This is a genomic window from Aquimarina macrocephali, assembly GCF_051627225.1.
GTDB classification, from domain to species: domain Bacteria; phylum Bacteroidota; class Bacteroidia; order Flavobacteriales; family Flavobacteriaceae; genus Aquimarina; species Aquimarina macrocephali.
The window spans coordinates 3,258,282-3,271,316 of the sequence record NZ_CP151795.1 but is presented as its reverse complement, the minus strand read 5'-3'; the positions used below and the strand labels follow the sequence as shown (position 1 = coordinate 3,271,316).

Genomic DNA, 13,035 nt, shown 5'->3' with positions numbered 1-13,035 from the left:
GGTGCCACTGGAGCAACTGGAGCGCAAGGAACAACGGGTGCCACTGGAGCAACCGGAGCACAAGGAACAACAGGTGCTACTGGAGCAACCGGAGCACAAGGAACTACAGGTGCCACTGGAGCAACTGGTGCACAAGGAACAACGGGTGCCACTGGAGCAACCGGAGCACAAGGACCGACAGGTGCTACTGGAGCAACTGGTGCACAAGGAACAACGGGTGCCACTGGAGCAACCGGAGCACAAGGAACTACAGGTGCTACTGGAGCAACTGGTGCGCAAGGAACAACAGGTGCCACTGGAGCAACCGGAGCACAAGGAACAACAGGTGCCACTGGAGCAACCGGAGCACAAGGAACTACAGGTGCTACTGGAGCAACTGGTGCGCAAGGACCGACAGGTGCTACTGGTGCAACCGGAGCACAAGGAACTACAGGTGCTACTGGAGCAACTGGTGCGCAAGGACCGACAGGTGCTACTGGTGCAACCGGAGCACAAGGAACAACGGGTGCCACTGGAGCAACCGGAGCACAAGGACCGACAGGTGCTACTGGAGCAACTGGTGCACAAGGAACAACGGGTGCCACTGGAGCCACTGGAGCACAAGGAACAACAGGTGCCACTGGAGCAACTGGAGCGCAAGGAACAACGGGTGCCACTGGAGCAACCGGAGCACAAGGAACTACAGGTGCTACTGGAGCAACGGGTGCCACTGGAGCAACCGGAGCACAAGGAACAACGGGTGCCACTGGAGCAACCGGAGCACAAGGAACAACAGGTGCCACTGGAGCAACCGGAGCGCAAGGAACAACAGGTGCTACTGGAGCAACTGGTGCACAAGGAACTACAGGTGCAACCGGAGCACAAGGAACAACAGGTGCTACTGGAGCAACCGGAGCACAAGGACCGACAGGTGCTACTGGAGCAACCGGAGCACAAGGAACAACAGGTGTTACTGGAGCAACTGGAGCGCAAGGAACAACAGGTGCTACTGGAGCAACTGGAGCGCAAGGACCTACTGGTAACACAGGAGCACAAGGAACAACAGGTGCTACTGGAGCAACTGGAGCACAAGGAACAACGGGTGCCACTGGAGCAACCGGAGCACAAGGAACAACAGGTGCCACTGGAGCAACTGGAGCGCAAGGAACAACGGGTGCCACTGGAGCAACCGGAGCACAAGGAACTACAGGTGCTACTGGAGCAACTGGTGCACAAGGAACAACGGGTGCCACTGGAGCAACCGGAGCACAAGGAACAACGGGTGCCACTGGAGCAACCGGAGCACAAGGAACAACAGGTGCCACTGGAGCAACCGGAGCACAAGGAACAACGGGTGCCACTGGAGCAACCGGAGCACAAGGAACAACAGGTGCCACTGGTGCAACCGGAGCGCAAGGAACAACAGGTGCTACTGGAGCAACTGGTGCACAAGGAACTACGGGTGCCACTGGAGCAACCGGAGCACAAGGAACAACGGGTGCCACTGGAGCAACCGGAGCACAAGGAACAACAGGTGCCACTGGAGCAACCGGAGCACAAGGAACAACGGGTGCCACTGGAGCAACTGGTGCACAAGGAACAACGGGTGCCACTGGAGCAACCGGAGCACAAGGAACAACGGGTGCCACTGGAGCAACTGGTGCACAAGGAACAACGGGTGCCACTGGTGCAACCGGAGCGCAAGGAACAACAGGTGCTACTGGAGCCACTGGAGCACAAGGAACTACGGGTGCCACTGGAGCAACTGGAGCAACCGGAGCACAAGGACCGACAGGTGCTACTGGAGCAACTGGTGCACAAGGAACAACGGGTGCCACTGGAGCAACCGGAGCACAAGGAACAACGGGTGCCACTGGAGCAACCGGAGCACAAGGAACAACGGGTGCTACTGGAGCAACCGGAGCACAAGGAACAACAGGTGCCACTGGAGCAACTGGAGCGCAAGGAACAACAGGTGCTACTGGTGCAACCGGAGCGCAAGGACCAACAGGTGCGACTGGAGCAACCGGAGCGCAAGGAACAACAGGTGCTACTGGAGCAACCGGAGCACAAGGACCGACAGGTGCTACTGGAGCAACTGGTGCACAAGGAACAACGGGTGCCACTGGAGCAACCGGAGCACAAGGAACTACAGGTGCTACTGGAGCAACTGGTGCGCAAGGAACAACAGGTGCCACTGGAGCAACCGGAGCGCAAGGAACAACAGGTGCTACTGGAGCAACCGGAGCACAAGGAACAACAGGTGCTACTGGAGCAACTGGAGCACAAGGAACAACAGGTGCTACTGGAGCAACCGGAGCGCAAGGAACAACAGGTGCTACTGGAGCAACCGGAGCACAAGGAACAACAGGTGCCACTGGAGCAACTGGTGCACAAGGAACTACAGGTGCCACTGGAGCAACTGGTGCACAAGGAACTACGGGTGCCACTGGAGCAACCGGAGCACAAGGACCGACAGGTGCTACTGGAGCAACTGGTGCACAAGGAACAACAGGTGCCACTGGAGCAACCGGAGCACAAGGAACAACAGGTGCCACTGGAGCAACTGGTGCACAAGGAACTACAGGTGCTACTGGAGCAACCGGAGCACAAGGAACAACGGGTGCCACTGGAGCAACCGGAGCACAAGGAACAACGGGTGCCACTGGAGCAACCGGAGCACAAGGAACAACGGGTGCCACTGGAGCAACCGGAGCACAAGGAACAACGGGTGCCACTGGAGCAACCGGAGCACAAGGAACAACAGGTGCCACTGGAGCCACTGGAGCACAAGGAACAACAGGTGCTACTGGTGCAACCGGAGCGCAAGGACCAACAGGTGCGACTGGAGCAACCGGAGCGCAAGGAACAACAGGTGCGACTGGAGCAACCGGAGCACAAGGACCGACAGGTGCTACTGGAGCAACTGGTGCACAAGGAACAACGGGTGCCACTGGAGCAACCGGAGCACAAGGAACTACAGGTGCTACTGGAGCAACTGGTGCGCAAGGAACAACAGGTGCCACTGGAGCAACCGGAGCGCAAGGAACAACAGGTGCTACTGGAGCAACCGGAGCACAAGGAACAACAGGTGCTACTGGAGCAACTGGAGCACAAGGAACAACAGGTGCTACTGGAGCAACCGGAGCGCAAGGAACAACAGGTGCTACTGGAGCAACCGGAGCACAAGGACCGACAGGTGCCACTGGAGCAACCGGAGCACAAGGAACTACAGGTGCTACTGGAGCAACTGGTGCGCAAGGACCGACAGGTGCTACTGGTGCAACCGGAGCACAAGGAACTACAGGTGCTACTGGTGCAACCGGAGCACAAGGAACTACAGGTGCTACTGGTGCAACCGGAGCACAAGGAACAACAGGTGCTACTGGTGCAACCGGAGCACAAGGAACTACGGGTGCCACTGGAGCAACCGGAGCGCAAGGACCGACAGGTGCTACTGGAGCAACTGGTGCGCAAGGACCGACAGGTGCTACTGGTGCAACCGGAGCACAAGGAACTACAGGTGCTACTGGTGCAACCGGAGCACAAGGAACTACAGGTGCTACTGGTGCAACCGGAGCACAAGGAACAACAGGTGCTACTGGTGCAACCGGAGCACAAGGAACTACGGGTGCCACTGGAGCAACCGGAGCGCAAGGACCGACAGGTGCTACTGGTGCAACCGGAGCACAAGGAACTACAGGTGCCACTGGAGCAACCGGAGCACAAGGAACAACAGGTGCCACTGGAGCCACTGGAGCACAAGGAACAACAGGTGCTACTGGTGCAACCGGAGCACAAGGAACAACAGGTGCCACTGGAGCCACTGGAGTACAAGGAACAACAGGTGCTACTGGTGCAACCGGAGCGCAAGGAACAACAGGTGCGACTGGAGCAACCGGAGCGCAAGGAACAACAGGTGCTACTGGAGCAACCGGAGCACAAGGACCGACAGGTGCTACTGGAGCAACTGGTGCACAAGGAACAACGGGTGCCACTGGAGCAACCGGAGCACAAGGAACTACAGGTGCTACTGGAGCAACTGGTGCGCAAGGAACAACAGGTGCCACTGGAGCAACCGGAGCGCAAGGAACAACAGGTGCTACTGGAGCAACCGGAGCACAAGGAACAACAGGTGCTACTGGAGCAACTGGAGCACAAGGAACAACAGGTGCTACTGGAGCAACCGGAGCGCAAGGAACAACAGGTGCTACTGGAGCAACCGGAGCACAAGGAACAACAGGTGCCACTGGAGCAACCGGAGCACAAGGAACTACAGGTGCTACTGGAGCAACTGGTGCACAAGGAACAACGGGTGCCACTGGAGCAACTGGTGCACAAGGAACTACAGGTGCTACTGGTGCAACCGGAGCACAAGGAACTACAGGTGCTACTGGTGCAACCGGAGCACAAGGAACAACAGGTGCTACTGGAGCAACCGGAGCACAAGGAACTACGGGTGCCACTGGAGCAACTGGTGCGCAAGGACCGACAGGTGCTACTGGTGCAACCGGAGCACAAGGAACTACAGGTGCCACTGGAGCAACCGGAGCACAAGGAACAACAGGTGCCACTGGAGCAACCGGAGCACAAGGAACAACAGGTGCCACTGGAGCAACTGGTGCACAAGGAACAACGGGTGCCACTGGAGCAACCGGAGCACAAGGAACAACAGGTGCCACTGGAGCACAAGGAACAACAGGTGCTACTGGTGCAACCGGAGCGCAAGGACCAACAGGTGCGACTGGAGCAACCGGAGCACAAGGAACTACAGGTGCCACTGGAGCAACCGGAGCGCAAGGAACAACGGGTGCCACTGGAGCAACTGGAGCGCAAGGAACAACGGGTGCCACTGGAGCAACCGGAGCACAAGGAACAACAGGTGCCACTGGAGCAACTGGAGCACAAGGAACAACGGGTGCCACTGGAGCACAAGGAACAACAGGTGCCACTGGAGCAACTGGAGCGCAAGGAACAACGGGTGCCACTGGAGCCACTGGAGCACAAGGAACAACAGGTGCGACTGGAGCAACCGGAGCACAAGGACCGACAGGTGCGACTGGAGCAACCGGAGCGCAAGGAACAACAGGTGCCACTGGAGCAACTGGAGCGCAAGGAACAACGGGTGCCACTGGAGCAACCGGAGCACAAGGAACAACAGGTGCCACTGGAGCAACTGGAGCGCAAGGAACAACGGGTGCCACTGGAGCCACTGGAGCACAAGGAACAACAGGTGCCACTGGAGCACAAGGAACAACAGGTGCTACTGGAGCAACTGGTGCACAAGGAACAACAGGTGCCACCGGAGCAACTGGAGCGCAAGGAACAACGGGTGCCACTGGAGCAACTGGTGCACAAGGACCGACAGGTGCTACTGGAGCAACTGGTGCACAAGGAACAACAGGTGCCACTGGAGCAACCGGAGCACAAGGAACTACAGGTGCTACTGGAGCAACTGGTGCACAAGGAACAACGGGTGCCACTGGAGCAACCGGAGCACAAGGAACAACAGGTGCCACTGGAGCAACTGGAGCGCAAGGAACAACGGGTGCCACTGGAGCCACTGGAGCACAAGGAACAACAGGTGCCACTGGAGCACAAGGAACAACAGGTGCTACTGGAGCAACTGGTGCACAAGGAACAACAGGTGCCACCGGAGCAACTGGAGCGCAAGGAACAACGGGTGCCACTGGAGCAACTGGTGCACAAGGACCGACAGGTGCTACTGGAGCAACTGGTGCACAAGGAACAACAGGTGCCACTGGAGCAACCGGAGCACAAGGAACTACAGGTGCTACTGGAGCAACTGGTGCACAAGGAACAACGGGTGCCACTGGAGCAACTGGTGCACAAGGAACAACAGGTGCCACTGGAGCCACTGGAGCACAAGGAACAACAGGTGCCACTGGAGCAACTGGAGCGCAAGGAACAACGGGAGCCACTGGAGCCACTGGAGCACAAGGAACAACAGGTGCGACTGGAGCAACCGGAGCACAAGGACCGACAGGTGCGACTGGAGCAACCGGAGCACAAGGACCGACAGGTGCGACTGGAGCAACCGGAGCGCAAGGAACAACAGGTGCCACTGGAGCAACTGGAGCGCAAGGAACAACGGGTGCCACTGGAGCAACCGGAGCACAAGGAACAACAGGTGCCACTGGAGCAACTGGAGCGCAAGGAACAACGGGTGCCACTGGAGCCACTGGAGCACAAGGAACAACAGGTGCCACCGGAGCAACTGGAGCGCAAGGAACAACGGGTGCCACTGGAGCAACTGGTGCACAAGGACCGACAGGTGCTACTGGAGCAACTGGTGCACAAGGACCTACTGGAGCACAAGGTGATCCTGCAACAGATGATCAAACACTTTCTACCGATGGAACCCCAGGTAATATCTCTATAAGCGGTGGAAATACAATTAATCTAAGTGTAGTAAGTACAGATGCTAATAATGAAATCACAGCAGGAACTGATGGTGGTGCATTCTTTATCAGCCCAGTAAAAGCGATGGGGAAAGTCGCAGGTAATGGTACCGCTGCTAAAATATTGAATGCAACTGTTTCTAGGATAAATGAAGGTGATTATCAAATAACATTTACAAGTCCAATGCCAGATGATGACTATATCATTCAATTAGCAATTGTGGATTGTGGAGGTGATTGCCCAGGTAATACCGGAGCAAACTATGATGATCCTGGTATCACATATTATAGTCAAACTACAGCTGGATTTAGAGTTAATATTGGAGACAGCGATAATGGAACTAATCAAAAAGATGATATAGATTTAGAATTCATGTTTACTGTACTTGATTTTTAACTTAATTACTTTACTCATCTTTTAAGGAACTAGATTAGATATCTAAAAAATTAAGGTAAGGAAAAGCGTAATACTATTAAAAATGAAAAAAACACTACCCCTCATATCTTTATCATTTATCCTATCTGTTGGCATGTATGCTCAGATTGGCACAGGTGACGCAAATGCATTAATGGGATTACCTGCCGCTACTGATTTAGCTGAAATAAATGCTATTATTGGTCCTACAATTGGTTCTGTAGTTTTTAATTTAGATGATCAGGAAATTTATCGATTTACTAGCACAGGGTGGCAAAGAAGTACCGATGATCAATTAGATTCTGAAGTAAACCTAGCAACTCCTATTGATGTTGATGAAAGTGGTGAAACTACTCCAACTCTTGAAACTAATGTACAACAAGTAATACAAGCTATTGCCCCCATTACATCAGGAGCTGCAAGAGTATTTTACCCACCATCAATTGAAGTTCCTGTAGCAACGAATGGTACATTTACATTAAATCTTTATACCCAATATACTGCTCAGTTTTCTTCTCCTACTGCAACTAGTCCTTCAGCACCAGATATACCTGTATATGCTGCAAACGAATTACATTACTATGTAACTTTTGCTGACCCAACAGTTTTTAACACTGGTACTATGAGTATAGATGCAAATGGAGTTTTAACTTATACTGTTATTGGTCAGCCGGCAGATTATAATTCATTGATCAATGTAGTATTTGTTGTTAAATAAATCAACATAATCAAAGCCTTAATGAAAAAACATCTACATATCAGATTACTTATCATACTTTGTATGTTAGTATTTGGTAATTTTATTTCTTACTCTCAAGCACTGATAGAAATTGAAGTTAATTGGGTAGCATGGTCATCTGAAAACAGAGTTACTTTTAGAGACCCTTCAAATACTACAATAGCTCCTACAATCTGTAATCCTGGTGATTGTTTTACAGGTTTTTCAAATACCGCTTATAACAATATTGGTACTCCGCAAGCTTATGCCAGTGTTCCATATGGAACTGGGTATACATTACTATTAGAAGATACTTTTGGTGATGGTTGGAATGGATTTGGTAGTTATGTACGAGTCTATCAAGATGGAGTTTTAATTCTAGAGTCGTTTCCAAATTTTTTCACAAATACAACGCTTACATTTAATGTCGTTCAACCACCAGCAGAACTAAGTATTACTGATATTTTTGTTAATGAAAATGCAGGAACAGCAACTTTTCAAGTTACGCAAATCGGGGCAACTACTGGTCCTTTTTCTGTAGATTATACGACAACTGATAATACTGCAATTGCAGGGTTGGATTATACCACTACTTCATCTACCCTTAATTTCTCTGGTACTACAGGAGAAATTATTAATGTGGTTGTTCCTATTATAGATAATTCTTACGCTGAAGTTAACGAAACTTTTAATTTGATACTCTCTAACCCCAGTGACCCAACTGTTATTTTAGATAATGCCATAGCAACTATCATTGACGATCCTGGTGATACTCCCATACAGGCAAATGTACCACTAACACTTTTTGATGAGTTTAATGGGTATTATGATTATGCCGTTACCGGAGATTCGTTTAGAAACAGTACTGTTAATGAATGTAGTATTATTGGTGCTACCACCGGAACAACATTAACTACTACTATACCGGTTGGTGCTACAATTGAAAAAGCATATCTTTTCTGGGCACATTCTTCGGCTTCGCCAGATGAATCGGTAACTTTTGAAGGACAAACTGTGAATGCAGATATTATTAGAAGTTCCACTTTTGGAGGTGCAAGTCTATATGGAATGACTAGTGATGTCACCACATTAATACAAGGTATACCTAATCTTTCTACAAATACATTTGATTTTTCTAATCTTACTATTGATAATGGTGAACCTTATTGTTCTAGTACAGTTGTGCTAGGAGGTTGGAGTTTAATGATATTTTATACTGCTCCTGCCCTACCCGCCGTAAGTATTAATCTATATAATGGTTTTGATGGTCAGCAAAATAATAGTAACAGTTATAATCTAACTGGTTTTTTTGCCATAGGAGCGTCGGGTTCTAAAACTACTATACTTTCCTGGGAAGGTGATCAGGGATTAGCAAATAATGAATCTCTTACTGTAACTACAGGTTCAGGAACATTTAATCTGTCTGGGGATGGAGGGCAAACAGGAGGAAACCCATTTAACTCTACAGTATATGACAACACTGTTGGCCCGGTTGTTAATAGAACTACTCTAGGTCTAGATTTAGATACCTATGATATTTCTGCTTTTATAGGTCCTGGTGAATCTACTGTAACTACAAATGTAGGTGTGGGTCAGGATTTTGTGATCTCTAATGCAGTATTACTTAAAGTCCCAAGTAATCTTATTATAGGTACTGTTTTTGAAGATGTAAATTATGGTGGTGGAAACGGTAGGAATCAGGCAACTTCATCAGGAGTGCCAATAGTGGGAGCTACTGTAGAGCTCTATGATAACACTGGAACATTTATTGAATCTACCACTACTGATACCAATGGACAATATTCTATTGGAGGTATGCAAAATGGCGCGTATAGTGTGAGAGTGGTTAACAGTACTGTTAGATCTACCAGAGGTGGTGGAGCTGCTTGTACTACATGTTATCCTATCCAAACATACAGAAGAAATTATGCAGCAACTGTCTTTACAGATGTTACTACAGAAATAGGAGGCGCCTTGCCATCACAACAGGATGTGGCTGCAGGTACTTTTACTGGTGCCCAAAGTATATCTTCAATAACCATACTAAGTGAAGGAGTTGTTGGTATGGATTTTGGTTTTAACTTTAATACAATAGTAAATACTAATGAAAGTGGTCAAGGGTCATTGGAACAGTTTATTGTAAATTCTAATAATTTGGATGAAACAGGATTAGACATTGAAGCTAATAGTATATTTAATCCAGCTTCTGGAGAAGATACTTCAGTTTTTATGATTCCTCCTACTGGTGACTCTTTAGGTAGGACTGCTGATGCAAATTTTGCTAATGGGTATTTCGATATTACCATTAGCAATGGCAGTAACCTTACAACCATTACAGATACCAATACAAATATAGACGGTAGAACGCAAACGGCATATTCTAATACCAATACCGGTACTATTGGAAGTGGAGGAAGTACCGTAGGAGTATCAGGAAATACATTACCTAATTATGATCTTCCTGAAATTCAAGTACACAGAAACAATGGAGATGTGCTTCGTGTACAAGGAAATAATACAGTTATAAGAGGTCTTTCAATTTATGCGGGAAGTAATTCTGGAATTATATTAGAATCGGGCTCTTCTATAATAGATGGAAATCTTATTGGAGTAAATGCAGACGGTCTATCGTCTGGAAACATTGATTATGGAATTGAAATAACAGGAGGAATTTCAACTATCTCCAATAACTATATTGCTTCAAATACAGATACAGGACTTTTTGTTAACGGAGGAACTTCAACCACAATACAATACAATGATATTGAAGCTAATGGTACTAATGAATGTGCTGATGGTATTGCTCTGGTAAGTGGTTCTGGAGTTACAATTCAATATAACTTGATCAATAATACCGCTGCAATTGGAATAGAAGGATGGAATTACCCTGGTGGTGTACTAATAAATGAAAATACAATCACTAACTCAGGTCAAAATGGAGGAATATGCTCGGGATCTACAGAAAACAGTGGTGTACGCTTGTATGGAAATAACTCTTCAATTACATCAAATATTATTGCAAATAATGGAGGTGCGGGTATAGTAATTACAGGAGGTAATACTTCTGGAAATTTAATTTCTCAAAACTCTATATACAATAATGGTACGTCTAGCCCTGCTTTGGGTATTGACATAGATCAAGCAACTACTGGTAACCCTGTAGGTGATGGTATAACCATAAATGACACTAATGATAGTGATACCGGACCTAATGGGAGTCTTAATTTCCCTACATTTGAATCTATCGTAATTACAGGAAATAGACTAAGAGTAAGTGGTTGGAGCAGACCAGGTGCTACATTAGAGTTTTTTGTTACTGATATTTCTCAGGGAACAGCAACTACTGGTGATAATCAATTAGGACTAACCCAAGATTATGGTGAGGGTCAAATATATTTAGGTTCTGCGATAGAAGGGAGTGGTTCGGATCAGGCTTCTGGGACTTCATCATACTCGGATCCTGATGGAAATGCAGACACTACGAATCGTTTCTCTTTTCAACTTGTATTAGCAACAACTTATCCCGCTGGAACATTAATAACAGCTACAGCAACATTATCTAATAGTACATCTGAGTTTTCTAATACCTTCCCCATAGGAGCCAAGACTGTGATAACCAATAGGAGAATTACATATAGAGTAAAACCAAATTAGTAATTTATAAAAAAATAAAATATTTAAAATTAGGTTAGGTGTATTTACCCCTGTATTTGATTTACTTTAATACTTAATCCTAATGATTGTTAAACACATATTTATCAAATCTTTATGAACCAAACACCACTTTTACTTTTTAATGATCAAATACTGATCTTTAAAGTAATACCTTAAGTACCCCAAGAAAAAAATCAAACTTATTATCAACCATTTAAGCAAAATATCAAAGAATTATAATAAATAATACATAATTCAAATTGAATCATTGATTTTTACAATAATTCAGTAAAATTTCTATATCAATCTATTTATTTTCTTATGTTTGCTTTGTCAAAATGTTTATTTTTTACGAATATGTAACTTTTCAACAAAACCATACCTTTAATCGAACTAAAAATGCATTTCACCGATAAATAATTGCATTTTATCGTGAAAAAGTGGTGTACTTTGCTAAAAAAGAATATATTTGCCATAACATATTTACTGTTAAACCGTAAAACAGTGTTACCCCAATATAACTATGGATAGAATAATTTTTATTGTCGTATGCTTTCTGGCCCAAGTTACTATAGCTCAACAAGCTTTTCATAACTATGGGAATATTCAAATTCACGATCAAGGTGAAGTTGGTTTCCACACTGATTTAATTAATGATGGTACATTCGACCAAAATTTAGGTCTTGCAGGGTTTTATAATCCTACAGGTAGCCTTAATGTAACAGGTGATAATCGTCCCGTATTTCATAATATGGAAATTGATGTTGTAGACGATTTGCTGCTGGATGTTGCTGTTGGTGTAACAAACTTTCAGGAATTTATAACCGGACGAGTACAAACTCCCAGAGATAGACGTAATGTTTCTTTAGATTATATAAATGATGCTCCTTATCTGGGTGCAAATGATGATCGATATGTAGATGGATATTCTTCTATTACCGGAGTATTAGATTTTACTTTCCCTATTGGAGATGATTTTAGATTACGCCCTATGCGTATCGACACTCAGGCAGCTGTAAATACAGCGAGAGGCGCTTATTTCTTTGAAGACCCAAATACTCCTAATTTTTTCTCTACCAGTTTTAATACTGATAATTTTAGTAATGTATTATTTGGTGTGAGCTCTTTTGAATTTTGGGACCTTGATGGAGATGTAGAAACTAGAGTAACTCTTACCTGGGATGACAATAGTAATATACCAACTCTTGTTGATGAGTTAGAAGATCTTAGAGTTGTAGGATGGGATAGAAATTTACAACAATGGGTAAGTTTAGGAAATTTTGTCGCTTCTGGGGATTTAAATAGTGGAGAAATCACTTCAGAACTAATGATTCCTGATAATTACGTTATTCTTACATTTGGTTCTTCAGATATCATATTAGACGGTGATCTGGAAATATTTACAGCAGTTTCTCCGAATGGTGATGGGGTTAATGATACTTTTATCATTCAGGGTATTGAGCAATTTTCAAACAACGAACTAACAATTTTTAATAGATGGGGAGTTGAAGTATACCGTAAAAAAGGATATGACAATTCATGGGGAGGTTACTCTGAAGGTAGAGCTACAATTGCTAAAGATGAACAATTACCAGTTGGTACATATTATTATATATTAAAAATTGAAGGTCAAAAAGATCGTTCAGGGTATCTGTATATTAATGTGTAAGATTACATTTCGCCCAAAAACTATAATTTTGACTCATTAATACAGTATTATTTCCATCAAATAAAAAAGTCATATTCCAAAAAAATATAAATTCACGATACTTATAAAATAATAAATAGTTAACTTCAGATTACGCAAAGTCATTTTTTAGGGACATTACTAATTTTAAATTAGTATT

5 protein-coding genes are annotated in these 13,035 nt (G+C 46.1%); all 5 read left to right on the top strand.

Translation table 11 applies throughout. The annotated features are described in order from the left end of the window. Nucleotide 1 precedes the first annotated feature (1 nt). The 5 genes from AAFU52_RS14080 (at nt 2) to AAFU52_RS14060 (ending at nt 12,857) form a co-directional block, all read left to right on the top strand. On the top strand, nt 2–6,382 hold the full coding sequence (locus tag AAFU52_RS14080; protein WP_438422356.1) for a hypothetical protein: 6,381 nt from the start codon (nt 2–4) through the stop codon (nt 6,380–6,382). 104 nt (nt 6,383–6,486) lie between these two features. Further along, the gene (locus AAFU52_RS14075) at nt 6,487–6,798 is read left to right on the top strand and encodes a hypothetical protein (protein WP_438422355.1); all 312 of its coding nucleotides are present in this window, start codon (nt 6,487–6,489) and stop codon (nt 6,796–6,798) included. Nucleotides 6,799–6,880: 82 nt separating this feature from the next. After that, nucleotides 6,881–7,534: a hypothetical protein gene (locus AAFU52_RS14070; protein WP_438422354.1), complete on the top strand. Its 654-nt coding sequence runs from the start codon at nt 6,881–6,883 to the stop codon at nt 7,532–7,534. A gap of 21 nt (nt 7,535–7,555) precedes the next feature. Beyond that, nucleotides 7,556–11,188, top strand: a complete 3,633-nt coding sequence (locus AAFU52_RS14065) for a beta strand repeat-containing protein (RefSeq protein ID WP_438422353.1) — start codon at nt 7,556–7,558, stop codon at nt 11,186–11,188. A gap of 523 nt (nt 11,189–11,711) precedes the next feature. Beyond that, a complete protein-coding gene (locus tag AAFU52_RS14060; RefSeq protein WP_024772777.1) occupies nt 11,712–12,857 on the top strand; it encodes a gliding motility-associated C-terminal domain-containing protein in 1,146 nt (381 codons plus the stop codon). The last annotated feature ends 178 nt before the right edge of the window (nt 12,858–13,035 follow it).

Bases quoted from the DNA above. Each gene is read 5' to 3' on its own strand.
- AAFU52_RS14075 (WP_438422355.1), top strand. From the start codon at position 6,487: ATGGGGAAAGTCGCAGGTAATGGTACCGCTGCTAAAATATTGAATGCA.
- AAFU52_RS14070 (WP_438422354.1), top strand. From the start codon at position 6,881: ATGAAAAAAACACTACCCCTCATATCTTTATCATTTATCCTATCTGTT.
- AAFU52_RS14065 (WP_438422353.1), top strand. From the start codon at position 7,556: ATGAAAAAACATCTACATATCAGATTACTTATCATACTTTGTATGTTA.
- AAFU52_RS14060 (WP_024772777.1), top strand. From the start codon at position 11,712: ATGGATAGAATAATTTTTATTGTCGTATGCTTTCTGGCCCAAGTTACT.